Below are 26,504 nucleotides of genomic sequence, written 5' to 3'. Positions count from 1 at the left end.
GATCAGACCGCCTTTCCTTCGTTCGGGTCTGCGCCCTGGGAGATTTCGTGATCAGCGGCACCGCCCGCGATCACCCGGAGCCCGGGACGCGAAGCGAGCGAGAAGGATTCGACCTTCTTCCTGGCCAGCAGCTCGTCCAGATCGACCAGCCGCAGCTTCGGGCCATCCGACAGATCCAGACCGGCCGCAGCAGCCCGGATCACGTTCTTCACCGCTTCACCGCGGCAGTAGTAGGTCAAGCCCATGCACTGAGCCCTCTCGGCGACCTTCAGCGCCTGGACCACCGAAGTACGCGCGGCCGTAGCGCTTTTGGCAGTCAGCTCGACCTCGACAGCCCACAGCTCACCAGCGCTGGTGAGATAGCGGCCGTCATGGATATGCGGGCGCGGCTGCCCGGCCTTCACCAAGCCGACATCCGCGCGCATCGACCGCTCCGAGATCCAGCGGTCCAAATCCAGACCGACCAAGGTCAGCCGCAGCTGCAACACGGCCTTGGTGTGAGCGGCCATCTTCGGCGTCGGCACCCAATAACGCACCGACCGACCCAACAGGGCCTCCGCCGAGGACTTCGTCGGGAAGATCCACGACGGACCCGGCACCGGCCGCATCCGCTTGGCGCTGATCATCTGAGCGGCTTCCCACTTCGCCGTGATCCGGTAGGCGCGGTTGATGCTCACGCCCAACATCTCGGCGACCACATCCAGCGGTGCCCCGTACATCTCGGCCAGGACTGTCAGGCCAGCGAGATCACGGGGCGAGAGTCGAAAACTCATCGGTCGTATCCCTCCCGTTCGGTCTCTCGCCCGAACACGTCGGCAAGGGACGAACCCGGCCGGTAGTCCGCGAGAGCGCTGGTGGATGTGTTCCAGCCCGGCCCCGGATCCCCGGCCTGCTCGATCTCGGCGCGGTCGAGGCCGTGACGCTCCGCCGCACGCAGCTGGTGCTCACGCGTCGCCTTCGCCAGAGCTGCCAGCTGCGCGGGCGTCGCGGGCCGTTTAGGCGCGGCCTGGTTCACGTCGAACAGGTGCGCCACCTGCTCTCGGCCGTAGCGGCGGAACGGAATCCGGCCCTGGATGTCCTGCCCATTCGGGCGCATCCCTGCGGCCTCAAGTTGCCGCTTCGTCCGCAAATGCCCAGGCGCCATGTGCCACCGGTAGGTCGGAATGCCTTCGCTCACCGCGCCACCTGCTCACGCGACACGCACGAACCCGCCGGTTCCGGAGGGACCCCGGCATTGAGCGGGCGGCAGATGTTCGGCGACGGCATGTAGTCCTGGTGATCGATCCACGCCGCCGTGCAGCCACCCATGCCGATAAGCAGCAGCGCACCGAACGCGGCCAGCCGCACCATCGGCGGCAACAACCCCAGGGGGGCGAACACCGCACTGGCGCCGGTGAATTCCGGACCGGCCATCGAATGCAACGGGTTGTGACCACCGCGGCGGTCGAAATGAGTGACCGTGTACCCCTGAACAGGCGGGTCCTCCCGCCACGGCGCGGTCATCGATCCGCCTCGTTCCGCTCGGCACCGTCGCCGTCGACCGCCTCGCCCGTGTCGGCCCCGCGGCTGTCACGCGCGGCCACTGCATCCGCGATGCCGGCGTCGAGCAGCGCGCGCAGCGCGGTTGCCTGCTCGAGCGTCAACTGCATCGACATCCCGACGTACGTCGACGACGACGCCGGGTACACCCGGACACATACCCGGTCGACGTGTGCCGCGTACCGCACCCGGAACGACCCGTGCACCGAGATTTCCGCGGAGACCCCGGTATCCACCGGAACACCCGACTCGCTCGCCGCGATCACGTAGTGACCCACGTAGTCCCGCAACACGCCTTCGGGGTGGGCCTGCCGCTCTTGATCCCCATCGCGCAGGTAGATGCTCATCGCCGAAGCCCCCACTGCCGCGAGGACCGCCACAGCGCGAAACCGCCCAGCATCACCAGCGTGATCCCGATGACTTCGGGCGCCGTCAGCACGAGGTAGCCGACCGCAACTGCGGCGACCACCAAACCAAAAGTCCCCGCCCGCATTACGCGACTCCGGTCTCGTTCAAGGGACGGACCAGCGCGAGGACCTGATCTCGATCGACCTTGATGAGCCTCGGGCCGACCTGAAAGCCCTGCAAGAGGCCGCCATCCACCCAGCGCCGGACGGTCCGCGGGTGGACACCCCCGGCCAGTTCCGCCGCGACGCGAAGGCTGATCAGCGTCTTCGGTCCACCAACCGAGCCACTTCGTCTGCTCATAAATGTCACTCCTTTGGCGACTTGTCGTTACGTATACACAACAGCGTATGTGTAGTTGCGCATGCGCACAAGGCCTACACATGTGTAGACGCCAAAGGGCATGAAAAAGGCCTGATCAACGCATTGATCAGGCCCCTATACGTTTCGACCGAAGTCGGTCCGAGTCAGGTCAAGTGGAGGTCTCCCGCCTGCTCGTAGCGACCGATTCAGGCTCTAGTGCCATCCGGAACAGGAACGCGTCGTAGCGGTCACGTGGATACGAGATGTTCGAGATCATGAGGACTTGCTCATCGCTGGCGATGTAGCGCTGAAATACAGCCTTGACCAGCTCGCCGGACGGAGTCCTGAGCCACTCGGCATGGCTCGCCGGCGGCAGAGTGTCCGTGATGGTCTCCTCCAGGAACGCCGCAGCCGAGACATCGGCGACGTCGATGGGCTGGTAGCTGTCCGACACGGAGATCGGTCGGCCGCCCTCCGACGCGCGCACGATTACATGCGTCAATTCAGAGCCGACTTTCACGCCCAGCTTGTCCGCGAGGTCTTCCGTAGCGAACACACTCTCGATGTCACGCTCCACCTCCACCGGCTCCGTTGCTTCGTTCTCGAATGTCGTCTCGGGCTGCTCGAACTGCCGCTCGGGCGAGACCCTGGTCAGATTCGGCCGGTCGGCAACGAAGGTGCCCTTCCGCCGCTCGGTCCGCACCAATCCCTGACCGAGAAGCAACTCGATCGCATTGCGGATCACGATCTGCGACACGCCGTGGCGCTTCGCCAGTTCCGGGTAGCTCCGCAGCTGGGTTCCCGGCGGGAGTTCACCAGCCCTGATCTTGCGTGCGTATTCACCCGCGATCTTCACGTATGCCGGTTCAGCCACAGTCAATCCCCTCGCTTCGTCCACTCGGGCAGGAGTTAGTCACCCCTACCAATACACAACTACGTATACATACATCATGGCAGCGTGTTGGAAGTGGGGCGACGCGTTTGCGCGACTTCTGGTGCTACTTCCGACGAGTCCAGCTCTGCGCCTTGTCGTGCAGGTTCCACCAGGACACGAACTGCGTATCCTCACCAACCTGCTCCCACCCGTAAGCGAGCTTGTCGAAGAAGGCATCAGTGCCGGTCTTGCCGCCGCGAGGTTCGCCAACGTAAATCAGCGTGTCGCCTCCGGCTTCCTCGAACGCTTCCAACGCGTCAGTTGACATCGGATCTCCCCAGCCCGGCGGCCAGCACAAGAAAAGAACTCGACGCGACTCCTCGCCAGCTTCCCGCGCTGCGGCCAGGTCGGCGAGGTCGCCGACTTCGTGCCAGACATCCAACTGCCCAGCTCCCCCACGAAACGACACATTCTCGATCCGGCCGGGCGGTTCCGAGTCGAATGCCAAGACATCGACGCCGCGGCGTCGCAGCTGTTCCGCCCAGTATCCGCGCCCGGCGCCGATCTCCAACAGCCCTCGACCCGCGCAAACGGCGGTGATCCACTCCAGCGTCTCGGGCGACGGGATCGCATATGCATATGCCTCCTGGAGAACCGTCTGCGCATAGGCCAGTCGCGCACTGCCCTTCGCTACACCGCCGTTGACCTCGCGACGCCCACCACGCTCGGCCGGGGCCGCACTGACGGACGGACCAACGATGTCCCAGTACGGATTCTCACTGTCACCGCCCGTCATGTAGTGCAGCAAACGAATGTCGAAGGCCCTGTCGGCCTCGGCATCACCGCTTCCAGGTATGGCAGCGGCAGTATCGAGGTACTCCGCAACCCTGGGATACGAAGTGCGGAAGCGTGTTTCGTCCCCAAGAAGATCGGACAGCTCTTCACGACGCTCTGGTGTCAATACGAATCCTGTCACCCAGTCGATTGTGCCGACCTCGACGGCCGCTTGGTGGGCTATGAGCTGCACCGCCGCTCAGGCTTTCACATCGCCCGCGGCACAGCAGACCACGAACATTCCCTACTTCCGTGGGGCAGTAGGTCATCACCAATGGGGCAGACATGGGGCAGACAGACGTACCGATGTGTACACTCACGACCCGAATGCAAAAACCAAAACAGCCGCAAACACGCTGAACAGACGTACATTCATGTCCGAACTGTTGACGTATGTCCAGGCAGTCTGATACGAGAGTCGAAAAGGGACTTTTAATCCGCAGGTCGTAGGTTCGAGCCCTACTGGGGGCACAAAGGTCGGGCGTCCGGATTGCTCCGGGCGCCCGACCTGTTTTCTCGGAGTTCTCCGCCGTGCGGCGCCGGCCATACGGCAGTGGAAACGCCGCGTCGAGGCTCTATTACCTGTGCCGCACGGACGCTTCGCAGGAGGCGGCGTCCGGGGAGCGCGCTCGGCGGCGAGAAGGGCTGCACCGCTCCCCGATCACCGGTCACGGTTTGCGCAGTCGGCGCCGTAGACGGTGTAAGCGGTGGGGAACAGGAATCTCGGCCGGAGCGACATCGCCGGTCACCCCCGGCACGGCTATAGGGGGCACCACGATGGAGTGGCATCAGAGGTGTACCGGTTGGATTGTGACGAACAGCACAGCTACCTCACATAGGGCATTCGTCGACTGGAGAGATCGCGTCTCGCGTACCGGTCAGTCATGCGCCGGTTGTGATATCCCCTTGATCGCGGTTGTACGCCGGTCGGCGGAAAAGCCGATGACAGCTCGGCTTGCACAGTAGATACATACGGACAATTCGCGACGCAGGACAACCGTCGGGTCACGACGGCACAGCTGGAGGCCCGGATGCTTCGTCGCTTCATGAACAATCCATGGCGGCATGACCCGATAGTGACGAGCAGCCGAGGGCAGTGGCATACGCCGCCGGGCGGCGCATTACGTATAGAAGGACATGGTTGTCGGCGTAGTTGCGATGCGCAGTCGAACCGCCGTCGGCGATCGGGGAGGAAAAGCCTGCGAAGATCCGACAAGCGTGCGACTTGGGAAGAGCGGCATGAAGGCGTTGGCCTTCGGAGGCGATAGATGGCGATCGGAGACGCCGATTTCACCGCGATCCATCACGAATCGCCGGCTCGATCGCACACGACGTCATGCAACCAAGGCGCGTGGCGTCTGGGAGACACATGCCGGATCCCGCCATCACACCTACTCACTTCCTGGCGGGTGCCGACCTCTCGACCGTTCTCCACGGAGGGCGTCGTCGGCGCCAATTCACAGGAACATCGCAGCTGGGCTCGCCGCAGTTCGCCGACACGCGCAGAACCAGGGCGTTTCGATCCCATATCGGCCCCCTGGGCCGCCCTTGTGTGTTCGCCCACGTACGGCTAACGCTCCTATCACCGCGTCGATAGACCCATTGCAGCGGGTAGAGCCCATACACTCATGGAGATCACCGAACGGCGAAGAGGTCGTATGAGGTGGATCACCAGAGCATCGATCGCCTAACGGATGCGTTTCGCATCACACCTACGGTGCCGTAAGGTATGGCCGCATCGGTATCGGTCTACCTTGGGATTGACCTGCACGACCGGAAGCACACACTGAAGGGTTCATACATGGCAAGGGATCTGACTCAACTCGAGCTGCTGACGGAGTTGGAGCCGGTTGCCGAAGAAAACGTCAACCGGCACCTCTCCATGGCAAAGGAATGGCACCCGCACGACTACGTTCCGTGGGACGACGGCCGCAATTTCGCGGCACTCGGTGGCGTGGACTGGGATCCGGAGCAGTCCCGCCTCAATGAGGTCGCGAAGGCGGCCATGATCACGAACCTGCTGACCGAGGACAACCTGCCCTCCTACCACCGCGAGATCGCCGAGAATTTCTCTCAGGACGGCGCGTGGGGCACCTGGGTCGGCCGCTGGACCGCCGAGGAGAACCGGCACGGCATCGTGATGCGGGACTACCTGGTCGTGACCCGCGGCGTCGATCCGGTCGCGCTCGAGGAAGCCCGAATGGTCCACATGACCAACGGCTTCGCCTCCCCCGCGGAAGCCGACGCGGGCTTCCTGCATTCCGTCGCGTACGTCACCTTCCAGGAACTGGCCACCCGGGTCAGCCACCGCAACACCGGCAAGGTCTGTGACGACCCGATCGCCGATCGCATGCTGCAGCGCGTCGCCGCCGACGAGAACCTGCACATGATCTTCTACCGCAACATGTGCGGCGCCGCCCTCGACCTGTCTCCCGACCAGGCGATCGAGGCGATCACCCTGATCCTGGAGAACTTCCAGATGCCGGGCGCGGGTATGCCCAACTTCCGCCGCAACGGAGTGCTGATGGCCAAGCACGGCATCTACGATCTGCGCCAGCACCTGGAGGAAGTGGTCCAGCCGGTGCTGAAGAAGTGGAACATCTTCGACCGCACCGACTTCACCGCCCGCGGCGAGGCGGTCCGTGAGCGCCTCGGCCTGTTCCTGGACAAGCTGGGCAAGGACGTCATCAAGTTCGAGGAACAGCGCGACCGGATGCTCGCCCGCGAGGCCGCCAAGCGCGACCGCGCGATGGTCGGCAGCTCCGTGTAGAACCCGAGGAACAACAGCAGGCGCCGCCCCGGAAGACCGAGGGCGGCGCCGGTGTGCACGGCCCGGTGCCGCGCGACATGCGCACCGGGCGAACGACCCGCTCCGGCCGACTTACGTGCGCAAATGAGACACTGGTCGGCGTGACGATGACTACCGAGGCGATGACGAAGCTGCGGATCGGGCCGTATCCGGTCGATCCGCCGGTCGTGCTCGCGCCGATGGCGGGCATCACGAATCTGGCGTTCCGCAAGTTGTGCCGGGAATTCGGCAGCCCGACCTCGATCTACGTGTGCGAGATGATCACCGCGCGGGCGGTGGTGGAGCGTAACGAGAAGACGCTGCACATGATGTCCTTCGACGCCGACGAGCATCCTCGCTCGATGCAGCTCTACGGCGTCGACCCGGCCACGCTCGGCGAAGCGGTACGGATCATCGTCGGCGAGGGCTGGGCCGACCACATCGACCTCAACCTGGGCTGCCCCGTGCCCAAGGTCACCCGCCTCGGCGGCGGCGCCGCCCTGCCGTACAAGCGGACGCTGTTCCGGAGCATCGTGCGCGCCATGGTGAGCGCGGCGGAACCGGCGGGGGTCCCGGTCACCGTGAAGTTCCGCATCGGCATCGATGACGACCACCTCACCTATCTGGACGCGGGCCGGATCGCCGAAGCCGAAGGCGCGCGAGCGGTCGCGTTGCACGCTCGCACGGCCGCGCAGCGGTACTCGGGCCAAGCCGACTGGACCGCGATCGCCCGGCTCAAGGAGGCGGTCACCTCGATCCCGGTGCTCGGCAACGGTGACATCTTCTCCGCCGCCGACGCCGTCCGCATGATGGACGAAACCGGGTGCGACGGTGTGGTCGTCGGCCGCGGCTGCCTTGGCAGGCCGTGGCTGTTCGCCGAGTTGCAGGCGGCGCTGCGCGGTGAGCCGCTGCCGGAGGCGCCCGATCTGGGCCGGGTCGGCGCGGTGCTGTACCGGCACGGCGCGCTGCTTTCCGAGCATCTCGGCGAGGAGAAGGCCATGCGTGATCTGCGCAAGCACATGGCGTGGTACCTGATGGGCTTCCCGGTCGGCTCCGATCTGCGACGTGCGTTCGCCACCGTGGGCAGCCTCGCACAACTGGAAGACCTCGTCGGCCAACTCGACCCGACGGTTCCGTTCCCGGAGGACGCGGAAGGTCCGCGCGGCAGGCAGGGCTCGCCGGGCAAAGTCGCGCTGCCACACGGCTGGCTCGATGACCCGGACGATCCCGCGGTGCCTCGCGCGGCAGATGTGATGCACAGCGGAGGGTGATCGGCAATCGCACAGCGAACGCTGGCGTCGAACCGTTGTGACCTGTTCGATTTCGCCGTGGGGTGGCCTGCCGTGGCGGAATCGTTATCATTGCGGGATCGGTGCCGCCGGTCCGGTATGACCCAGGCGGAAAGCAAGACGAAAAGCGAGGTTCGTTGGTGGGTGACGATCGGCACGGGCGTTCGCCACGGCCCGGAGGTCGCGCCCCGTGGGAGCGGTATCCCGCGGCGGACAACCCCGAAGGAGACGTCGCACGCACGTCTCGTCGTTCCCGCCATACCGACGCCGCTCCTGACCAGAGTTCCGCGCCCCTGACGGTGCAGGATCTCGTCCAGCGAGTCGACAACGAACGCACCGGCCGCCGCGGCCGCCGCGCGGAACCCACGCCACCGGACCCGACCGCCCCGCCGAGCCGAGGCCGCCGCGCGGAACCCAAACCACCGGACCCGACCGCCGCGCCCATCCGAGGCCGCCGCCCCGAGCCCGGCCCGCCGGACCCCGCCGCCGCGCCCATCCGAGGCCGCCGCCCCGAGCCCACGCCACCGGTTGCGGGCTCTCCGACGAACCGAGGCCGCCGCCCTGAGCCGGTACCGCCGCAGGCAGGCCCACCATCCGCACGAATCAATCGCGCCGAGCCACGTCAAGAAGCTCCCCGCCGACCCGCCGACCCGGCCGCCGCCAACGGCCGTGGCGCGGCAGCCGGTCCCCGGCGCGCACCGGACTCGCCACCGCCACGGCAGACCGGTAGCTCACCGGTGGTCCAGGACATCACGGGCGCGACACCGGCCGCCCGTCCCGCGAGCCGCCGCCCTGCCGAGCGCTCGGCATCCGCCGCGCCACCCGTCGCTCCCCCGGAACCGGAACAGGCCGAAGAGGTCACCGACGTCCTACCTCCGCTCGACGAGCCCACGCGCGCCAAGCGCAAGGGCGTGAGTTGGCCGACCAAGGACGGCAAGGACGCCAAGCCGAAGCCCGTCGGCACGGCACAGACCCGTCTGCAGGCCTCCAAGGAGCGCCGCAACAAGCGTCTGCGGACCGCGGGAAGGGCGGGGGGTGCAGTGTGCGCTGTGCTCGCTCTGCTGGTCACCGGCGGCGGCTGGAGCTACCTACGGTCGACCACGGACGGCTTCACCCAGGTCTCTGCCCTCGACGAGAACTCAGAGGACATCATCGATTCCAATGCCCAGCTCGGCGACGAGAATTACCTGCTCGTCGGCACCGACACACGCGCAGGGGCCAACGGCCAGCTCGGCGCGGGCACTTTGGACGACGCCGAAGGCGCCCGTGCAGACACCACCATGCTGGTCCACATCCCGAAGAACCGGAGTCGCGTCGTCGTAGTCTCCTTCCCGCGCGACCTCGATGTGACCAGGCCCCAGTGCAACGGATGGGACAACGAGAAAAACGGATACACCAACGAGAAGTTCCCGTCTGCCATGGGCGACAAGCTCAACGCCGTCTACAACCTCGGCGGGCCGATGTGCCTCGTCTCCACGATCCAGCGCCTCACCGGCGCGTCGATCAATCATTTCATCGGCATCGACTTCGCCGGTTTCGAGTCCATGGTCAACCAGATCGATGGCGTCGAGGTCTGCGCGTCCAAGCCGCTCGTCGACGACGTGCTCGGCACCATCCTCGAGCACCCGGGCAAGCAGCGCATCGATGGCCAAACCGCGCTGAACTACGTGCGCGCCAGGCATGTCTACGGCGAGGAGCGCAGCGACTACGACCGCATCAACCGACAGCAACGCTTCCTCGCTTCGCTGCTGCGCAGCACGCTGTCCAGCAAGGTTCTGTTCAATCCGGGTAAGCTGAACGGCTTCATCACTGCGCTTCGCGAGCACACCTGGGTCAACAAGGTCGAAACGACCGACCTGCTGATGCTGGGACGTTCACTGCAGAAGATCGATGCCGGCGTGGTCACCTTCATCACCGTTCCAACCGCGGGTACCACCACTTACGGCAACGAGATCCCCCGGGAATCCGACATCAAGGCGATCTTCAAGGCGATCCGCGACGATCAGCCTCTGCCGGGCGAGAAGCCAACCGTTCAGGCGAACGCACCCGCTCCGACACCGACCGCTCCGACACCGACCAAGTACAAGGCGGTGGATCCTTTGACTGTTTCGCTGCTGGTGTCCAACGGTTCCGGAGTCGAAGGACTGGCGCGCACCGCGGCCACCAAGCTCGGCAACCAGGGCTTCACGATCTACAACACCGGAAACTACGCCAACGGCACCTCCACCACGACGAAGGTCCGCTACGCCCCCGGCCTGGAGGCAGAGGCCGCAACCGTAGCGACCTCCATCCCCGGCGCGACCATCGAGGCCGCCGACGATCTCGGCGGCATCGTCGAGGTCGTCATCGGAGGTGACTCGAAGACCGGCGTCACCGTGAAGGCGCCGACGCCGGTCGGTGACGAGATCACCAACGTCACGACGAGCACCTCGACGAGTTCGACGCCCGCCGTCCTGCCCTCCGACCTGGAACACGTCAACGCGGCCGACGAGGTCTGCAAGTAGGCGACCGGGTGCACCAGCACCCGACCCACCCCCGCAGCCCAAGTTCGTGTTGACTCACGTTCTACCGCAACGATATTCGCTTGAGCCGCTCGTTCGATCGCTGCTAGCGTCGGGGACGTCGATCATCGATGTCGATCATCGATACGGAGGGGATTCCAGTGGTACGCAAACTAATCTTCGGAGCAACCGCGGCGGCGGCCGCCATGGCATTGTTCGCAGGTCCTGCCCAAGCGGACGGGTGGTGGCAGTACGAAACGCCACAGGAATGTGAGCACTCCCGACAGGACGCCTTAAATCACGGAAGCCGCGTAAGCGGGTGCCAGTTGGTCCCCAACGGCAGCTCGTTCGGCGACGGCGACGCCTGGGGGTATCGCATTTACAGCTAGGTTCGGGCCGAACTCCGACGGCGACTGCGCGAGCGCTCGGTCGCCATCGGAGTTCTCGGGGTGAAACGGGACCCGCCCTCCGATCTGGAGCACATCAACGCCGCCGACGACTGCATGTTGCACCCGGCGCACACGGCAGCACAGATGCGACGCAAATCACAGATCGCCGTGATGCTGCCGTTTCGCGGTCGGCGAGGGTGCGGATCGCGGTCGTTGAATGATCAACGGCAACTCCCGCGCTAATGATGCGCACCGGTCATTCACTCCCTGTTCGTGACTTGGTCAGCGCGGCGAACTAGTGTCAGTTTCCATGCGTGTCATCTACAACGAGCAAATGGCTGAGCTCGCCCACCTGCTGGGTGAGATGGCCGGGTTGGCCGGCTCGGCCATGGAGCGGGCTACCCAGTCGCTGCTCCAGGCGGACCTCGCCCTGGCGGAGCAGGTGATCAGCGAGTCCGACCGGATCGCCGAGCTGATCCAGGACGCCGAGGAGAAGGCCTTCGCTCTGCTCGCGCTGCAAGCTCCGGTCGCCGGTGATTTGCGGCAAGTGGTGAGCACGATCCAGATCGTCGCCGATGTGAATCGGATGGGCGCGCTGGCGCTGCACGTGGCGAAGGTCGCGCGCAGGCGTCATCCGAACCACGCGCTACCGGAGTCCGTCAACGGCTACTTCGCAGAGATGGGCCGCATCGCCGTGAACATGGGAGCCAGTGCGCGTGAGGTGCTGGAGACCCGTGACCCGGAGCGCGCCGCGCAGCTGAACGAAGACGACGAGGCGATGGACGATCTGCACCGTCACCTGTTCACACTGCTCATGGACCGCGACTGGAAGTACGGCGTCGCGGCTGCCGTCGATGTCACGCTGCTCGGTCGCTACTACGAGCGCTTCGCCGACCACGCGGTGGAAATCGGCCGCCGTGTCATCTTCTTGGTCACCGGAGTGCTCCCGCCGGACCCCGACTCGGAGTCGTAAACGAAAAGCTTGCTGCGCTTGACGTTTCGCAGGCGGCGAATGATAGATTGAGCCGCACAGGGCGAGATTGCTCTGGTATAGCGTTACGCCGGAGGGGAACCGGCATGAAGGGGGGCGTTATGGACGTCGATCCAGCGGAGCTGCGCGCGCTGGCCGCGTCGATGGACAAAATCGGCGGCGAGATCGGCGCATTGACCGTGCGTGCCACCACCGACGCGCTCGGTGGCGTGCTGCCCGGTTCGACGGTGGGTGAAGCGTGTTCCACAGCGGGTTCGAACGTCGAAGACGCATGGCGGCGAATGGCCATGCGCTGCAAACGAGTTTCGAATATCGCGAAAGGCGGCGCCGCGAATTACGAGGTGTCCGACCAGGAGTTTCGCGCGGGTCTCGACGCGATGGGCGCACAGCTGTGAGGTCTACGAGCAGTACGCCAACCCTCAGCCAGGTGCGGTCGGAATGGCAGCCGTGGAAACTGAGCGAAGCCGGTATCGAAATACGCACGCGCAACGGCGAATTCGTTTCCCTGATCGATCAAACGGTGACGCAGATCCGGGCAGCGGGCGCGCATTGGAGCGGTGACGCCTATTACGCCGCGTACGACCGCATCGCAGGCGACCGCGACACGGCGAACAAGGTGGCGTTGGATACCGAGACGCTCGCCCAGACATTGATCGACAGTGGTACCAGCCTCGTCGGATTCCGCCAAACGTTGCTGGACAAGGTCGATGAGGCCGTCGCGGCCGGATTCACCGTCTCCGAGGACTGGCAGGTCACTCCCGGGCCGGGCACCTCGGACGAGGACGGTGATGCGCAGTTCACCTACCAGACCGCCATCACCACCGCCATGAACGAACTGCTCGGCACCCAGACGGACGTCGCGGCGAAGATCGAGCAGGCGAGCGGTGACGTCAGCACCCGAGCCGCTCAACTCGGCGACGGCGACCCGCTCGACAGCGACAAGTCCGCCGACGGGACGGACCCGGCCCTCGCGTTGTACAGCAACCAGTCCGACGCCTCGGCCACGGACCAGGCCGCAGGCACACCGGCGGACGACAGCAAGCAGTCCGACCAGACGGCCCCCGCGAGCACACCGCAGGCGAGTCCGATCGCCGCCCAACAGCAGTCCGCCGACCAGACCGGCGCCGAGAACAAACAGGACAGCGGCGAGTCGGGCGATGGTAAGGACAAGAAAGAAACGGGCGACGGCAAAGACAAGCAAGACACCGGCGACGGAAAGAACAAAGACACCGGGGACGGCAAAGACAAAGGCACCGGCAACGGGTCCGAGGACAAGTCCGCCTCCACCGGTGCGGCCAGCGACCCGAACTCGTGGAAGCCGTCGGATGTGACGAGTCTGATCAGCTCGGTCAGCCAGATCACCGGCAATGTGCCCACGCTGATCGAATCCATCGGCAAACTCGACGACGATCTCGACGACATCATCAAAGCAGGCGGGGAGGCTGGAAAGGGTCTGATCGAGGCCGCCGGTACCAGCGCCGAGAAGTTCGCGAACGCCGTCGACACGATCGCCGGAACGCACCAAACGGACGGCACGCACACGGACTCACCGTCCACGGGTGACCCCGCCGGAACCGGGACCCCGAAGCAGGATCCGGCGGCCACCGATCCCACGACCGGACAACCCGCAGCCACCGATCCGAACGCGAAAACGGACGATCCGAACGCGAAGTCCACCGATTCGAAGACCGACCATCCGGCAGGCACCGAGAACAGCAAGACGGATAAACCGAATTCGTCGCAACACGCGGAAACCAAGCAGGACCAACCGGCGTCCGTCCGGCAGGCGAGCTACACCAATGCCGACTCCGGCAGTCCGAGCGCTGCTCCCGCGTCCGCGTCCGGTTCCCCGTCCACCGCACCCGCGAGCACCGGACTGCTCGGAGGAATGTCAGCGGCGAATCGTGAATCGGATTCGGAGCACACGCGCCGAGTGCAATCCACGCCGACGCCGCTGTTCGAGACCCCGCCTCTCGACGAATAGCCGAGGCCCGAATATCCGAAGGCCCTGGGGGTGGTCACCGCCCAGGGCCTTCGTTTTGCGTATGCGGCGCGTCCGCGGATGCGGAACCCGCCCTGGGATCAGCCGAAGCGACCGGAGATGTAGTCCTCCGTGGCCTTCTGCGACGGGTTGGAGAAGATCTTCTCGGTGTCGTCGATCTCGATCAGCTTGCCCGGCTTGCCCTGGGCCTCCAGGTTGAAGAAACCGGTCTGGTCACTCACGCGCGCGGCCTGCTGCATGTTGTGGGTGACGATGACGATGGTGAATTCCTTCTTCAACTCGGTGATCAAATCCTCGATCGCCAGGGTCGAGATCGGGTCGAGCGCCGAACAGGGCTCGTCCATCAGCAGCACGTCGGGCGAAACCGCGATGGCGCGCGCGATGCACAGACGCTGTTGCTGACCGCCGGAGAGGCCGCCGCCCGGCTTGTCCAGGCGGTCCTTCACCTCGTTCCACAGGTTGGCGCCGCGCAGCGAGCGCTCGGCGACCTCGTCGAGTTCCTTCTTGTTGCGCACGCCCTGCAACTTCAGACCCGCGACCACGTTGTCCTTGATGGACATCGTGGGGAACGGGTTGGGCCGCTGGAAGACCATGCCGATCGTGCGGCGCACACCCACCGGGTCGACCTGCGTGCCGTAGATGTCCTCGCCGTCCAGCAACACCGCGCCCTCGACCCTGGCATTCGGGGTTACCTCGTGCATGCGGTTGAGCGAACGCAGCACGGTGGACTTGCCACAGCCGGAGGGACCGATGAAGGCGGTCACGCTGCGCGGCAGCACGGTCAGCGAGACATCCGACACGGCGTGGAACTTGCCGTAGTAGATGTTCAGATCTTTGACGTCGATCCGCTTGGCCATTTTCGGTAATCCGTTCCGCTTCTATCGGTTCCGGGTGAGCAGGCGGTTGAGGACCGCAGCCGCCAGGTACAGGAGGGCGATGATGATGATCAGGGTCAGAGCCGCGCCCCAGACCCGCTCGCGTCCGGCAGCTTCGGGGTTGGCCAGCTCCTGGTAGATCAACAGCGGCAGCGACGCCATGTTGCCGTCGAAGATATTCATGTTGATCGACTTGCTGTAGCCGACCAGCACCAGCACGGGAGCGGTCTCGCCCATCACCCTGGCGATGGCCAGCAGGATGCCGCTGATCATGCCGGGCAGCGCGGTGGGCACCACGATCCGCACGATGGTCTTCCACTTCGGGATGCCCAGCGCGTAGGACGCTTCACGCAGTTCGTCCGGCACCAGTTTCAGCATTTCCTCGGTACTGCGGACGACCACGGGCAACATCAGCAGCACCAACGCCAGCGACACCGCCAGCGAACTCTGCGGGAATCCGAGCGTCGCGATCCACAGCGCGAAGATGAACAGCGCCGCGACGATCGACGGCACACCGGCCAGGATGTCGACCATGAAGGTGGTGACCTTGGCCAGCAAGCCGCGGCCGTACTCGACCAGATACACCGCGGCCATGATGCCGAGCGGCACGGCGATCACCGTCGCGACCAGCGACTGCACGATCGTGCCGTAGATGGCGTGATAGACGCCGCCCGCGACCTGATTGGGCAGCACGCCCTTCAGCGAGTTCTGCCACCAGTCCACCCGGACCACCGCGGCGAAGCCCTTGCTGATCACCATGATCAGGACCCAGGCCAGCGGTACCAGCGCGACCGCGAACGCCAGCCACACCAAGCCGGTCGCGACGTTGTTGCGCACCTTGCGCGCCAGGCTCACATCGCGGAAGGTGGGCGGCTTGATCGGCCGGTCCAGAGTCGAGGAGGTCATCACCCGTTCACCCTTCCGCCCGCGGCCAGTCGAGCGAGCGCGTTCACGACGAAGGTCAGCGCGAACAGCACGAAGCCTGCCGCGATGTACGCACCGGTCGGCAGCGGGGCACTGAACTCCGCGGCGGCCGAGGCGATTTTGGAGGCGAAGGTGTAGCCGCCGTCGAACACCGACCAGTGTCCTGGCTGCGCGGCCGTCTTCAGCACGATCAACACGGCGATGGTCTCACCGAGCGCGCGGCCGAGGCCGAGCATCGCGCCGGCGATCATGCCGCTGCGCCCGTAGGGCAGCACCGTCATCCGCACGACTTCCCACTTCGTCGCGCCGAGCGCCTGCGCCGCCTCGATGTGCGCACGGGGGGTGAGATTGAACACCTCACGGCTGACCGACGTGATGATCGGCAGGATCATCACCGCGAGCACGACGCCCGCGGTGAAGATCGTGCCGCCGCTGGCCAGCGGGATGTTGCCGTCATCGAAGAGGAACAGCCATCCCAGGTTGTCGTTCAAGAAGTTCTGGATCGGCTCCAGTTGCGGAGCGAGAACCAGGATTCCCCACAGACCGAACACGATCGAGGGCACCGCCGCGAGCAGATCGACGAGCACCGAGAACGGCCGTGCCAGCGTCTTCGGCGCGTAGTGCGTCAGAAACAGCGCGATGCCGATGCCGATCGGAACGGCGATCACCAAGGCGAAGACCGAACTGAGCACCGTCACCATGAACAGATCCCGGATGCCGAACCGTAAGTGGTTGGCGTCCGAGGTGTTGAACTCTGTGCTGGTGAAGAAGTTCGCCTCGTTCGCCAGCACCGACGGCACCGCCCGGATGAGCAGGAACAGCGCGATCAACGCGATGGACGCGACGATGATCGCACCGGCCGTCGTCGCCAGCGAGCGGAAGATGATCTCCGCCCGCGGGCTGTGCTGGCGACGGCTCTTCGCGGTCGGTTCGGTGCTCGGCTTGCTCGGCATGAGCGCAGTATCTCCGCCTGCTCGCTGGTCGGTCGAATCAGACGGACCAGCGGCGGCAACCTCGTCGTGCACGGTCATGTGGGACTGCTATCAGGAGATGGCGTTGATGGCGGTGGTCAGCTTGGTCTTGAACTGTTCCGGGATCGGGATGTACCCGGCCTCGTCCAAGCCCTGCTGGCCGTTGGTGACCGCCGAGGTGAGGAAGGCCTTGACCGCCTTCGACGTGTCGGCGTCGGAGTACTTCGAGCACACGATCTCGTAGGTCGGCATCACGATCGGGTACGCGCCCGCCACCGACGGCTTGTAGAACGAGGAGGTGTCGATGACCAGGTCGTTGCCCTGGCCGGAGACCTTCGCGGACTCGATCGCCTTGCCCGCCGAGGCGACGCTCAGCGTCACCGGGTCCTTGCTCGCCGAGGTGATGATCCGCGCGATCGACAGGTTCTGCGCCTTCGCGAACGACCACTCGTTGTAGGTGATCGAGTTCTTGGTGCTCTTCACCGCGGCCGAGGTGCCCTCGTTGCCCTTCGAGCCCGCGCCGACGCCGCCGTTGAAGGCCTTGCCCGCGCCCTTGCCCCAGGCGCCGTCGGAGGCGGAGTCCAGGTAGAGCTGGAAGTTGTCGGTGGTGCCCGACTCGTCGCTGCGGAAGATCACGGCGATCGGCTCGGACGGCAGCTTGGCGTTCGGGTTCAGCGCCTTGATCTCGGGCGCGTCCCAGGTGGTGACGGTGCCGTTGAAGATCTTGGCGGCGGTCGGGCCGTCCAGCGCGAGATCGGTCACGCCGTCGATGTTGTAGGTGATCGCGACCGGGCCGAACACGGTCGGCAGGTTCCACGCGGGCGAGGCGCAGCGGTCGGCGGCCTTCTTCGGCTCGTCCTTCTTCGCGCTCAGCGGGGAGTCGGAGCCACCGAAATCGGTCTGGCCACCGAGGAACTCGCTCACACCGGCGCCCGAGCCGCTCGAGGTGTAGTTGAGCGTGGCGCCGTCGCAGTTCTTCTCGTACGCGGCGATGAAGCGCTCCATCGCGTTCTTCTGCGCCGAAGAGCCGCTGGCCTTGAGGGCCTTCTTGCCGCCGCAGGCGACGTCGACCTTGGCCACGTTGCCCGAATCGGCCGAGGTGTTGTCGTCGCTGCCACAGGCGGCCAACGCCATGGCGCCGACGGCCAGCACACCAACGAGGGCGCTGCTGCGCTTGAGATTCACTATTCCTCCGGAATGGCGTCCTACTCGTCCGGTCCCTCACCGGCCCGGACGGGTGTTGTGGTGCTGTTCGCGGGGAACTTGCGCACCAGGCAGCAGTGTGCTGCCCTCACTCAACCTAAGGTCATGTGGTTGACAGTTGGACCGACCTGAGTGAACGGAGAGTGAACAGCCCGGCGCGATTGCACCTGGTAGATGTGACGTTTGCCGCAGTTTTACTGGCGCGCACCCATTCTGCCGCCTGTTATTCAACCTCCGCCGCCGCGTAGGCGACGTCGACATGTGCCGGAGCGAATCCGAGACGGGTATAAGTGCGCACCGCGGCGACATTGTCGGCCTCGGTGTAGAGCAGAACTTCGGCCAGCCCGCGCTCCCGCAGGTGATGCAAACCGGTCAAGGTGAGCAGCCGGCCGAGTCCGCGTCCTTGCGCCGCCGGATCGATGCCGACCACGTAGACCTCGCCGAGCGGCGGTTGCTCCGCGTGATGCACCTTGGTCCAGTGGAATCCCAGCAGACGATCAGGGGCCGCGGTGTCGAATGCCAGGAACAGGCCCGCCGGGTCGAACCACGTCTCGTCACGGCGGATCTCGATGTCGCGCCGGGTCCACGCGGCCTGTTCCGGGTGCCAGGCGAAGGCGGCGCCGTTCACCCGCAGCAATTCCGCGTCGTCGGCGGGACCGGCGTAGGTGCGCAGCACGATGCCGTCCGGCACGGCCAATTCCGGTAGCTCAGGAGTTGCCAGGGACCGTCGCATCTGCCACAACTCCCGCGCGGTCCGCAGCCCGAGCCGCGCTGCGACGGCTTTGGCCGCCGGCCGGTCGCCGTGCGCCCAGACCCGCGCGCCCGGACCGCCCGCGGCCAGCGCTGCCGTGACCAGATCGGTACCGACGCCGTGACCGCGCCGAGCCGGGTCGACCGCGACCTCGGCCATAGCAGGGTGTTCGCCGTGGGCCGGAACGAGATTCGCGTAGCCGACGACGGCGCCTCCGGTCCGCGCGAGCAGATGGCGCGCTCCGGTATCCGCGCCAGAAGTCAGCGACAACACGGCCTGTTCCGAGACCGGGGCGACACCGTCGGCCTCGGTGGCGCGCGCGAGCAGATCGGTGACCGCCCGCGCGTCGCCCGCGTCGGGGCCGTCGGTCCACTGTGTCGTCGCGCCGCTCATCGGCCTCCGTTCATCGAGCCTGCGGACCCCGCATGGAGTCCACTCCTGGCAACGTCGTAGCGGCAGCTGGCATTTCGGCCCCGCCGAAGCGATGCGGGCACGGTCCGCCGACGATTACTGCACGGAGCCGTTGACCGGCGTGAGCGGAGAATCGTCGGTGCCCTCGTTGTCGTCGTCCGGAAAGCTCACCGGCTCCCCCTTGACCGCCGCGCGCGAGGGGCGCACGGCCTTGTAGCCGACATTGCGCACCGTGCCGATCAGCGACTCGTATTCGGTGCCGAGCTTGGCGCGCAACCGTCGCACGTGTACGTCCACGGTGCGCGTGCCGCCGAAGAAGTCGTAGCCCCAGACCTCTTGCAGCAGCTGCGCGCGGGTGAACACCCGGCCCGCGTGCTGCGCCAGATACTTCAGCAGCTCGAACTCCTTGTAGGTGAGATCGAGCGGGCGGCCACGCAGACGCGCCGTATAAGTGCCCTCGTCGATCACCAGCTCACCGAGGGTGATCTTGCCGGTGTTCTCCGGGCTGGCCACGCCGCCGTTGCGGCCGACCAGCAGCCGCAGCCTGGCGTCGAGCTCGGCGGGGCCGGTGCCGGGCAGCAGGATGTCGTCGAGTCCCCAGTCCGCGTTCACGGCGACCAGGCCGCCCTCGGTGAGCACCGCGACGACCGGCACCGAGGACCCGGTGCTGCCGAGCAAGCGGCACAGACCGCGGGCGGCGGCCAGGTCCGTCCTGGCGTCCACCAGCGCGACATCCGCCGTGCCTGCCTCGAGCAGCGAGGCCACCTCAGTGGGCGCAGGGCGCACGTTGTGCGCGAGCAACGCGAGCGAGGGCAACACCGACTCGGGGTTGGGGTCGGAGGTAAGCAGGAGCAGCTCCACGGGCCCTCCTCCCATCTCGTAGCCACGTGGATGCGGCAGCACCGCCGCGGCCACGTCGCTAATCACAGGTAATCGGATGCAAGATTAGCGCGTAACAAGGCATGACCACGCATTCCGGGGTCGGCGAGCGCACCGGAGGACACTCGGGAGCCCCGCCCGGGCCAACCGATATGGTGCGTACATGGGTTACGTATCGGGCATGCCCGCCGTCGGCGAGGCCCCCGAGGCGGTAGCCGAACGCGCGCCGCGCGGCTCCCGGCCGCCGCGGCCCGAGACCCGGAGAGACGGGGGAGCATGCGCAAGCTGATCATCGGCCTGCTGTGTCTGGCTGGGTTCGCCGTCGTCGTCGACTTCAGTACCGCGGCCTATTCGGAGTATCGCGTGTCCCGTGCGCTGCGCGACGGCGCCGATCTCACCGCCGATCCCGAAGTGACGATCCACGGTTTCCCCTTCCTCGGCCAGGCCTGGGACAGCCGCTACGACCACGTGGAGATCCGGGCCCGCGCGAAGCGACTGGACATCCCGGGGGAGATCGCGCTCGAGGCGACGCTGACCGGGGTGCGGCTGCCGGTCGGCGAACTCGTCGACGGCAGCCTGCGCGGCGTCCCGGTGGAGCGCGTGGACAGCCGGTTGCGCGTGGAGCCGACCGAACTCGGCAGGCTGTTCGCCATTCCCGATCTGCAGGTGCACTCGCGGCCTGCCGACAAGTCCGACGGGACCGGCGGATCGGGCGGTTCCGGCATGACCACCACGGGCGCACTGGTGCTCACCGGAACCATGCCGGAGACGCCCGGCGCGCAGTACGGCGGTGAAAAAGTCAGCGTGCAGGCCGATCTGCTCCTCGACGGCGATCAGGTGAAAATCGTGGCGACCGGGTTCTACCGCGGCCCGCCCGGCACCGAGACCATGCCTGTGGCGGTGATCACCGAGGCCGATCGCCCGGCGGTCCTCGCCCGCTTCACCCGTACCATCGACACCAAGGAGTTGCCGTTCGGTGTCCGGCCTACCAAGGTCTCCGCTCAGGGCGGTCAGATCGTCGTGGAGGGCAAGGGCGTGAACGTCACGATCGACCTCGACCGATTGCAGCGACCATGATCCAAGTCACCATCCTCGCAGTAGTACTGCTCGCCGCGCTGGCGGTGGGCGTCCTGCTGCGCCGGCGCGACGGCAAGATCCGCGCGGCCGACGGCATCGACCTGTCCCACACCGCCCGCGCGGAACTGCTGGCGTCCGTCGGCGTGACCGGCGCCGGTCCCGCGGTACTGCATTTCTCCGCCGAGTGGTGCGGACCGTGCTCCGCTGTTCGCCGGGTGGTTGCCAACGTCACAGGCCAGCTCGCGGGCTCACCGCAGCCGCCGCAGGACATCGAGGTGGACATCGACGCCGAGCCTGCGCTCGCCCGGGAGCTGAACGTGCTCTCGCTGCCCACCACGTTCGTCTTCGACATCGCGGGCAGGGAACGGTTCCGCATCTCCGGCGTGCCCAAGGCCACGGATCTGCACTCCGCGCTCGAGCCGCTGACCGCGGCGGCCTGAGCTGCGACGACAAGCCCCCTGGACGGAAGTGATCCACCCCGGGTCCATATTCTCCCGCCGAATTGGGTAAACTGCTGACGTGCTTACCAACCACGAGCTGATGCTCACCCGACGCCGCACAGTGGATCTGTGTCGGCTCGGTGGTTGTTGCTGCCTGTGCCGCTGAGCGGTCGGCTTTTCCGGATTTCCTGACGCCGACCCCTGTCCGCCGCGCGAGCGATCTCACGATCCCCCGGCGAATTGGCAAATTTTCAGTCATCGGACTTATTCAGCGCAGGAGTACGCACAATGTCCACCGAGATCCGTAATACTTCCGAAGCGATCCCCGTTTCTTCCGACCGGGTCGACGTGCGCGGACCACGATTCGCCGCATGGGTGACCACCGGCGTCCTCGTCGTGGTGCTGCTCGCCGCCGCGTTCTCGCCGGTCGCCGCGGGGGTGTTGATCGCCCTGCAAGCAGTCGTCTTCGCGGTCGGCGCCGCCCTCGGCCCGCGCCGCCACCCCTACGGCCGGATCTACGCGGCCGTCGTCGCGCCGCGTCTCGCGCCGACCACCGAGACCGAGCCGACGGCCCCGCTGCGGTTCGCGCAGTTGCTCGGTTTCGTGTTCGCGGCCGTCAGCCTGCTGGGCTTCGCGCTCGGCTCCACGATCGTCGGCGCGGTGTTCGCCGGCTTCGCCTTGTTCGCGGCGTTCCTGAACGCGGCGTTCGGGCTCTGCCTGGGTTGCCGGATCTATCCGCTGGTAGCCCGCCTCCGCCGGACCCCGTCACCGGCATCGAACTGACCCTGCACGTCATCTCTGAAAGGAAAACAATGGCTCGCTCCGATGTCCTGGTCTCCGTTGACTGGGCCGAAGAGAACCTCAACGCCCCCGGCGTCGTGTTCGTCGAGGTCGACGAGGACACCTCCGCCTACGACGGTGGTCACATCGAGGGTGCCGTCCGGCTCGACTGGAAGAAGGACCTGCAGGATCAGGTTCGTCGCGACTTCGTGAACCAGGAGCAGTTCTCCGACCTGCTCTCGGCGCGCGGCATCTCGAACGACGACGAGGTCATCCTGTACGGCGGCAACAACAACTGGTTCGCCGCGTACGCCTACTGGTACTTCAAGCTGTACGGCCACAACAACGTCAAGCTGCTCGACGGCGGTCGCAAGAAGTGGGAACTCGACGGCCGTCCGCTGTCGACCGAGCCGGTGAACCGGCCCGCCACCCAGTACAAGGCGTCGGCGCCCGACCTGAACATCCGCGCCTTCCGTGACGAGGTCATCGCGGCCATCGGCACCAAGAACCTGGTCGACGTGCGTTCGCCCGACGAGTTCAGCGGCAAGATCCTGGCGCCCGCCCACCTCCCGCAGGAGCAGAGCCAGCGTCCCGGCCACATCCCCGGCGCCATCAACGTGCCGTGGAGCAAGGCCGCGAACGAGGACGGCACCTTCAAGTCCGACGCCGAGCTGACCGAGATCTACCAGGAAGCCGGCCTGGACGGCGAGAAGGAGACCATCGCGTACTGCCGGATCGGCGAGCGTTCCTCGCACACCTGGTTCGTGCTGCAGGAACTGCTGGGCCACCAGAACGTCAAGAACTACGACGGCAGCTGGACCGAGTACGGCTCGCTCGTCGGCGCTCCGATCGAGTTGGGAGAGTAATCCATATGTGTGCAGCACCTACCCAGGGCCAGGCAATCCCGGCCGGTGTCGACGTGGAGAAGGAGACGGTCATCACCGGCCGCGTCCTGAGCACCGACGGCCAGCCGGTGGGCGGGGCGTTCGTGCGCCTGCTCGACGGCAACGGTGATTTCACCGCCGAGGTCGTCGCGTCGGGCACCGGTGACTTCCGGTTCTTCGCGGCTCCCGGCTCGTGGACCGTCCGCGCGCTGTCCTCGGCGGGCAACGGCTCCGCCGAGGTGCGCCCCGAAGGCGCGGGCATCCACGCGGTGGACGTCGCGGTCGCCAAGTAAGACCTCGCAGTCGTCGAACGGCCCCGGTCGCTTTCCGCTCCGCGGAAGCACCGGGGCCGTTTGCGCGCCGCGAAAGCGAGGTCGTTAGACTCGAAACGTGGTCCTCTTCTTCGAGATTCTGCTGGTGGCCGTGGCCGTCCTGATCGGCTGGTTCGGCCTCTACGTCTTCTACCGGCTGTTCACCGAATCATGAGCGAACTCGCGAGCGAAGGTTCCAATCCGGCCGAGCGAGCGAGTGAACAACTGAACGGCAACGCTCCGGCTGATTCCGCCGGTCGCCGCAGCGGCGACCAGGCCGTAGCCGAGGCTGCCGAACGAGCGAAATCGACCGGTGCCCGCAACATCCCGGTCCTACCGGATCTTCCGCTGCCCGAGGACACGGCCAACTTGCGCCTCGGCCCGGACCTCAGCGCCTCGATGCTCGCGCTGCTCCCGCTGGTGGGCGTGTGGCGCGGCGAGGGGGAGGGCAACGATCCCGAGCGCGGGGACTACCACTTCGGCCAGCAGATCGTCGTCTCACACGACGGCGGCGACTATCTCGCCTGGGAATCCCGGTCCTGGGTCATCGAGGCCGACGGCGCCTACGGCGGCCCCGACTTGCGCGAGAGCGGCTTCTGGCGGGTCGGCATCGACGGCAACGACGAGGTCATCGAACTGCTGCTGTCACACAGCGGCGGCATCGTGGAGCTGTTCTACGGGCAAGCGCTGTCCCAGTCGTCCTGGGAACTGGCCACCGACGTGGTGATCCGCAGCCAGTCCGGCATCGTCGTGGGCGGCGCCAAGCGCCTCTACGGCATCGTCGAGGGCGGCGACCTGGCCTACGTCGAAGAACGCGTGGTAGCCGACGGCCCCCTCCAACCCCGCCTCTCGGCCCGCCTCCAGCGCTACATCGGCTGAGAATGTCTCCTCGCCCAGCGCGGCACCCCGCCGCGCTCGGCGCTGCCCAACGCAATCGCAGGCTAGCCGCAGCGGAACGCAGTACGTGGTCTGCTGCAACCCCTGACCGACTCCACCCCCACGCAACACCTGATCTCGCGAGCACATGGGTAACTCACCGGGAACGCCCAAAACCCACCCACATCCCCAACGCAGGCCCTGTGACCAACCCACACCCCACCCCACTGGTACGGCCGGAATACCCGGAGAGGCGGAACAGAACAGCCCCCGAGCCATACCGGTGCGATTGTGGTCGCACGGGTCCGGTCGGACGGACCGGGGCTCGGGGGCCGGGTGACTGCCTGGAATTCGCTAGCGCTCGCGCGGGCGAAATCCACCTGCAGCGGTGGCGCTAGCGGACAGCCACCTCACGTGTCCTATGAATAATCATTCTTCGAACCACCTCCTTCCTGTGTACGAACGAATCTAGCGATGCGTCAGTAGCTCGGCAACGGATTTTCTCGGTGGGCTGAATCGGCGCTGCCACATGGCGTTCCGTGCCCCGCGAAGTCCGTCGTGACCTGCCCTGATGCGGATACTCGCAGCACCGCGTCGGCCCGATGGTCTTCCGGGAGCTGATGCGTGACGACGACCACGATCCGATCCGGTTCCACGAGACCGTTGTCGGCGTCCAACAGGTCGCGCAGCAGCTTCGCCCCGGCTTCGGCTTCCAAGTGCTCGGTCGGTTCGTCGAGCAGCAATACCCGCGCCGGTGACACCAGGGCGCGCGCGAGCAGGATCCGGCGACGCTGGCCACCCGACACGGCGGCCGCTCCCCCGACGAGATCGGTGTGCACACCCTGCGGAAGCCCGTCCAGCCAGTTCCCGAGACCGACCGTTCGCAAAGCTTCTTCGGCTTCTTCCGCGGTCAGATCACCGCGGGCGACCCGCAGATTCTCCAGCACGGAGGTGCCGAACAGGTGCGCGTCTTCGGCGAAGAAGGTGACGCCGGGGCGCGGCGTGTCGAACAACCCGGCCCACTTCATGAGCAGAGTCGTCTTGCCCGCGCCGCTGGGGCCGACCACCGCGATCCGCCGTCCGCAGGGCAGTTCCGGCACATGGGCGTCGATGGGAAGAGTCCGAGCGACGTTCGCCGCGTCCTTTGCATGTGGAGGGCGGGTGGTCTGCCGCGCCGACGGGCCGACCGACGCACTCGGGGGCGAATCGGGGTCGAGTCCATCCAGGCGATGCAGGGCCGCGCGGGCCGTGGTCAGCGTCTGCGCCGCCGTGGGCAGCGGGCCGACCGCTTCGAAGGCCGACAAGGGCAAGAGGACCAGGACGACGAGCGCCATGGGCGTCATCGCGCCTGGCGAGCCGCCGTCCGGGCCGTAGAGGGTGATGCCGATCAGCAGCGCGCCGAGGACAGCCGCGCCGATGGACAGGGGCGTGGCAGCGGCCGACCAGGCGCTGCGCGCGGCCGCCCGATCTTCCGCGGCGACCGCACGGCGCGACGCTTGCCCGGCCGCGGCGAGGGCGGCATCCAGGCGACCGGCTACGCGTAGTTCCGCGGCGTGGTCGAGCACGGTGAGGGCCTGAGCGGTGAACTCCGCCCGGTCGGCCCGCACGGCGCGTTCCGCCTCGGACGCCGCCTTGGCCGACAACCACGGTGCGACGATGCCCGACAGGACCAGCGCACCCGCCAGGATCGCGGCGGCGGCGGGCGAGATCGTGGCCAGCAGAGCGACGGCGGCGAGTGAGAGCGCGAGGGCGACCGCGACCGGCACGAACGCGCGGACCACCACGGCACCCAAGTCGTCGATGTCGCTGCCGATCCGGACCAGGAGATCTCCGCGGCGCAGCGGCTTGCCCGACCGATCGCCGCCACTCGGCGACACCTCGGGTCGGCGCAGCCAGAAATCCGAACGAGCCAGCGTCCGGTACACCGTGGTTCGCGCTGTTGTCATAGCGCGCAGTGCGACGTCGTGTGTGGCGAGACGTTCCAGGTACCGGCACAAGCCACGGGAGATGCCGAGCGCGCGCACCGCCACCACGGCGATGCTCAGATCGAGCACCGGCGGCATCTGCCAGGCGCGCGCGATCAGCCAGGCCGCCAACGCGGCGAGCCCGAGCCCGCTGCCGAGCGCCAGCACGCCCCATCCGATCGCCACCGCGACCCGCCAACGGGACAATTCGAGCAGCGCCCACATTCGCCGCAGATCACCGGG

27 protein-coding genes are annotated in these 26,504 nt (G+C 66.6%); 12 read left to right on the top strand and 15 right to left on the bottom strand.

Translation table 11 applies throughout. The features are described from left to right. Window positions 1-2: 2 nt before the first annotated feature. The 8 genes from ACL03I_RS05235 to ACL03I_RS05200 all read right to left on the bottom strand — a co-directional run bounded on the left by ACL03I_RS05235 (window position 3) and on the right by ACL03I_RS05200 (window position 4,097). Window positions 3-773, bottom strand: a complete 771-nt coding sequence (locus tag ACL03I_RS05235) for a hypothetical protein (protein ID WP_412805234.1) — start codon at window positions 771-773, stop codon at window positions 3-5. Beyond that, the gene (locus ACL03I_RS05230; RefSeq protein ID WP_412805233.1) at window positions 770-1,177 is read right to left on the bottom strand and encodes an RRQRL motif-containing zinc-binding protein; all 408 of its coding nucleotides are present in this window, start codon (window positions 1,175-1,177) and stop codon (window positions 770-772) included. Before ACL03I_RS05230 ends, ACL03I_RS05235 begins: the two co-directional genes overlap by 4 nt. Continuing rightward, complete coding sequence (locus tag ACL03I_RS05225; protein WP_355077010.1) at window positions 1,174-1,503, bottom strand: hypothetical protein; 330 nt, start codon at window positions 1,501-1,503, stop codon at window positions 1,174-1,176. Before ACL03I_RS05225 ends, ACL03I_RS05230 begins: the two co-directional genes overlap by 4 nt. After that, on the bottom strand, window positions 1,500-1,919 hold the full coding sequence (locus tag ACL03I_RS05220) for a hypothetical protein (protein WP_355077009.1): 420 nt from the start codon (window positions 1,917-1,919) through the stop codon (window positions 1,500-1,502). Before ACL03I_RS05220 ends, ACL03I_RS05225 begins: the two co-directional genes overlap by 4 nt. Next, window positions 1,883-2,008, bottom strand: a complete 126-nt coding sequence (locus tag ACL03I_RS05215; RefSeq protein WP_355077007.1) for a hypothetical protein — start codon at window positions 2,006-2,008, stop codon at window positions 1,883-1,885. Before ACL03I_RS05215 ends, ACL03I_RS05220 begins: the two co-directional genes overlap by 37 nt. Window positions 2,009-2,031: 23 nt before the next feature. Beyond that, window positions 2,032-2,247, bottom strand: a complete 216-nt coding sequence (locus tag ACL03I_RS05210; protein WP_195078191.1) for a DNA-binding protein — start codon at window positions 2,245-2,247, stop codon at window positions 2,032-2,034. A gap of 169 nt (window positions 2,248-2,416) precedes the next feature. Continuing rightward, on the bottom strand, window positions 2,417-3,145 hold the full coding sequence (locus ACL03I_RS05205; protein WP_412805232.1) for a GntR family transcriptional regulator: 729 nt from the start codon (window positions 3,143-3,145) through the stop codon (window positions 2,417-2,419). A 100-nt stretch (window positions 3,146-3,245) separates the two neighbouring features. Continuing rightward, window positions 3,246-4,097, bottom strand: coding sequence for a methyltransferase domain-containing protein (locus tag ACL03I_RS05200; RefSeq protein ID WP_412805231.1), 852 nt, complete (start codon window positions 4,095-4,097; stop codon window positions 3,246-3,248). Window positions 4,098-5,756: 1,659 nt separating this feature from the next. On the opposite strand from ACL03I_RS05200, the gene ACL03I_RS05195 reads away from it, so the two are divergent. The 6 genes from ACL03I_RS05195 (at window position 5,757) to ACL03I_RS05170 (ending at window position 13,897) form a co-directional block, all read left to right on the top strand. After that, window positions 5,757-6,725, top strand: coding sequence for an acyl-ACP desaturase (locus ACL03I_RS05195; protein ID WP_355077002.1), 969 nt, complete (start codon window positions 5,757-5,759; stop codon window positions 6,723-6,725). A gap of 161 nt (window positions 6,726-6,886) precedes the next feature. Further along, a complete protein-coding gene (dusB, locus tag ACL03I_RS05190) occupies window positions 6,887-8,014 on the top strand; it encodes a tRNA dihydrouridine synthase DusB (protein ID WP_355077069.1) in 1,128 nt (375 codons plus the stop codon). 755 nt (window positions 8,015-8,769) lie between these two features. After that, entirely contained in the window at window positions 8,770-10,536 is a 1,767-nt protein-coding gene (locus ACL03I_RS05185; RefSeq protein ID WP_355077000.1) for an LCP family protein, read from the top strand. A gap of 696 nt (window positions 10,537-11,232) precedes the next feature. Continuing rightward, a complete protein-coding gene (gene phoU, locus ACL03I_RS05180; protein WP_355076998.1) occupies window positions 11,233-11,895 on the top strand; it encodes a phosphate signaling complex protein PhoU in 663 nt (220 codons plus the stop codon). A 119-nt stretch (window positions 11,896-12,014) separates the two neighbouring features. After that, a complete protein-coding gene (locus ACL03I_RS05175; RefSeq protein ID WP_355076997.1) occupies window positions 12,015-12,308 on the top strand; it encodes a hypothetical protein in 294 nt (97 codons plus the stop codon). 32 nt (window positions 12,309-12,340) lie between these two features. Continuing rightward, entirely contained in the window at window positions 12,341-13,897 is a 1,557-nt protein-coding gene (locus tag ACL03I_RS05170; protein ID WP_412805230.1) for a hypothetical protein, read from the top strand. 98 nt (window positions 13,898-13,995) lie between these two features. Here the strand turns inward: ACL03I_RS05170 and pstB are convergent, their stop codons facing one another. The 6 genes from pstB to ACL03I_RS05140 form a co-directional block, all read right to left on the bottom strand. Further along, window positions 13,996-14,772, bottom strand: a complete 777-nt coding sequence (gene pstB / locus ACL03I_RS05165) for a phosphate ABC transporter ATP-binding protein PstB (protein ID WP_039795034.1) — start codon at window positions 14,770-14,772, stop codon at window positions 13,996-13,998. Between the two features lie 21 nt (window positions 14,773-14,793). Further along, window positions 14,794-15,696, bottom strand: coding sequence for a phosphate ABC transporter permease PstA (gene pstA, locus ACL03I_RS05160; protein ID WP_355076993.1), 903 nt, complete (start codon window positions 15,694-15,696; stop codon window positions 14,794-14,796). Then, the gene (pstC, locus tag ACL03I_RS05155; RefSeq protein ID WP_355076991.1) at window positions 15,696-16,667 is read right to left on the bottom strand and encodes a phosphate ABC transporter permease subunit PstC; all 972 of its coding nucleotides are present in this window, start codon (window positions 16,665-16,667) and stop codon (window positions 15,696-15,698) included. Before pstC ends, pstA begins: the two co-directional genes overlap by 1 nt. A 90-nt stretch (window positions 16,668-16,757) precedes the next feature. Continuing rightward, entirely contained in the window at window positions 16,758-17,870 is a 1,113-nt protein-coding gene (pstS, locus tag ACL03I_RS05150) for a phosphate ABC transporter substrate-binding protein PstS (protein ID WP_355076989.1), read from the bottom strand. 241 nt (window positions 17,871-18,111) lie between these two features. Continuing rightward, window positions 18,112-19,032, bottom strand: a complete 921-nt coding sequence (gene mshD, locus ACL03I_RS05145; protein WP_412805229.1) for a mycothiol synthase — start codon at window positions 19,030-19,032, stop codon at window positions 18,112-18,114. A gap of 114 nt (window positions 19,033-19,146) precedes the next feature. Next, window positions 19,147-19,911 (bottom strand): winged helix-turn-helix transcriptional regulator, encoded by a 765-nt coding sequence (locus ACL03I_RS05140; protein WP_355076986.1) that lies wholly within the window; start codon window positions 19,909-19,911, stop codon window positions 19,147-19,149. Window positions 19,912-20,205: 294 nt separating this feature from the next. On the opposite strand from ACL03I_RS05140, the gene ACL03I_RS05135 reads away from it, so the two are divergent. The 6 genes from ACL03I_RS05135 to ACL03I_RS05110 all read left to right on the top strand — a co-directional run bounded on the left by ACL03I_RS05135 (window position 20,206) and on the right by ACL03I_RS05110 (window position 24,300). Beyond that, window positions 20,206-21,006: an LmeA family phospholipid-binding protein gene (locus tag ACL03I_RS05135; protein WP_355076984.1), complete on the top strand. Its 801-nt coding sequence runs from the start codon at window positions 20,206-20,208 to the stop codon at window positions 21,004-21,006. Further along, window positions 21,003-21,446: a thioredoxin family protein gene (locus ACL03I_RS05130; protein WP_379250435.1), complete on the top strand. Its 444-nt coding sequence runs from the start codon at window positions 21,003-21,005 to the stop codon at window positions 21,444-21,446. The genes ACL03I_RS05135 and ACL03I_RS05130 overlap by 4 nt, the downstream gene beginning before the upstream one ends. A gap of 288 nt (window positions 21,447-21,734) precedes the next feature. Further along, a complete protein-coding gene (locus tag ACL03I_RS05125; RefSeq protein WP_364425042.1) occupies window positions 21,735-22,229 on the top strand; it encodes a DUF4395 domain-containing protein in 495 nt (164 codons plus the stop codon). A gap of 29 nt (window positions 22,230-22,258) precedes the next feature. Continuing rightward, on the top strand, window positions 22,259-23,092 hold the full coding sequence (locus ACL03I_RS05120; protein WP_355076979.1) for a sulfurtransferase: 834 nt from the start codon (window positions 22,259-22,261) through the stop codon (window positions 23,090-23,092). Between the two features lie 5 nt (window positions 23,093-23,097). Next, window positions 23,098-23,403, top strand: coding sequence for a DUF1416 domain-containing protein (locus ACL03I_RS05115; RefSeq protein ID WP_063023277.1), 306 nt, complete (start codon window positions 23,098-23,100; stop codon window positions 23,401-23,403). Between the two features lie 189 nt (window positions 23,404-23,592). Beyond that, the gene (locus ACL03I_RS05110) at window positions 23,593-24,300 is read left to right on the top strand and encodes a heme-binding beta-barrel domain-containing protein (RefSeq protein WP_355076977.1); all 708 of its coding nucleotides are present in this window, start codon (window positions 23,593-23,595) and stop codon (window positions 24,298-24,300) included. 476 nt (window positions 24,301-24,776) lie between these two features. Here ACL03I_RS05110 and cydC read toward each other — a convergent pair whose 3' ends face one another. Next, window positions 24,777-26,486: a thiol reductant ABC exporter subunit CydC gene (gene cydC, locus ACL03I_RS05105; RefSeq protein ID WP_412805368.1), complete on the bottom strand. Its 1,710-nt coding sequence runs from the start codon at window positions 26,484-26,486 to the stop codon at window positions 24,777-24,779. Window positions 26,487-26,504: the final 18 nt, after the last annotated feature.

Source organism: Nocardia sichangensis (assembly GCF_047200615.1).
Taxonomy (GTDB): Bacteria; Actinomycetota; Actinomycetes; order Mycobacteriales; family Mycobacteriaceae; genus Nocardia; species Nocardia sichangensis.
This window is presented reverse-complemented; position numbering and strand designations above follow the sequence as displayed.

Coding starts and splice junctions, on each gene's coding strand:
- ACL03I_RS05130 (WP_379250435.1), top strand. CDS start 21,003: ATGATCCAAGTCACCATCCTCGCAGTAGTACTGCTCGCCGCGCTGGCG.
- ACL03I_RS05175 (WP_355076997.1), top strand. CDS start 12,015: ATGGACGTCGATCCAGCGGAGCTGCGCGCGCTGGCCGCGTCGATGGAC.
- pstA (WP_355076993.1), bottom strand. CDS start 15,696: ATGACCTCCTCGACTCTGGACCGGCCGATCAAGCCGCCCACCTTCCGC.
- ACL03I_RS05235 (WP_412805234.1), bottom strand. CDS start 773: ATGAGTTTTCGACTCTCGCCCCGTGATCTCGCTGGCCTGACAGTCCTG.
- ACL03I_RS05120 (WP_355076979.1), top strand. CDS start 22,259: ATGGCTCGCTCCGATGTCCTGGTCTCCGTTGACTGGGCCGAAGAGAAC.
- pstC (WP_355076991.1), bottom strand. CDS start 16,667: ATGCCGAGCAAGCCGAGCACCGAACCGACCGCGAAGAGCCGTCGCCAG.
- ACL03I_RS05225 (WP_355077010.1), bottom strand. CDS start 1,503: ATGACCGCGCCGTGGCGGGAGGACCCGCCTGTTCAGGGGTACACGGTC.
- cydC (WP_412805368.1), bottom strand. CDS start 26,486: ATGTGGGCGCTGCTCGAATTGTCCCGTTGGCGGGTCGCGGTGGCGATC.
- ACL03I_RS05135 (WP_355076984.1), top strand. CDS start 20,206: ATGCGCAAGCTGATCATCGGCCTGCTGTGTCTGGCTGGGTTCGCCGTC.
- dusB (WP_355077069.1), top strand. CDS start 6,887: ATGACGAAGCTGCGGATCGGGCCGTATCCGGTCGATCCGCCGGTCGTG.
- ACL03I_RS05195 (WP_355077002.1), top strand. CDS start 5,757: ATGGCAAGGGATCTGACTCAACTCGAGCTGCTGACGGAGTTGGAGCCG.
- ACL03I_RS05125 (WP_364425042.1), top strand. CDS start 21,735: ATGTCCACCGAGATCCGTAATACTTCCGAAGCGATCCCCGTTTCTTCC.
- pstB (WP_039795034.1), bottom strand. CDS start 14,772: ATGGCCAAGCGGATCGACGTCAAAGATCTGAACATCTACTACGGCAAG.
- mshD (WP_412805229.1), bottom strand. CDS start 19,032: ATGAGCGGCGCGACGACACAGTGGACCGACGGCCCCGACGCGGGCGAC.
- ACL03I_RS05115 (WP_063023277.1), top strand. CDS start 23,098: ATGTGTGCAGCACCTACCCAGGGCCAGGCAATCCCGGCCGGTGTCGAC.
- phoU (WP_355076998.1), top strand. CDS start 11,233: ATGCGTGTCATCTACAACGAGCAAATGGCTGAGCTCGCCCACCTGCTG.
- ACL03I_RS05210 (WP_195078191.1), bottom strand. CDS start 2,247: ATGAGCAGACGAAGTGGCTCGGTTGGTGGACCGAAGACGCTGATCAGC.
- ACL03I_RS05110 (WP_355076977.1), top strand. CDS start 23,593: ATGAGCGAACTCGCGAGCGAAGGTTCCAATCCGGCCGAGCGAGCGAGT.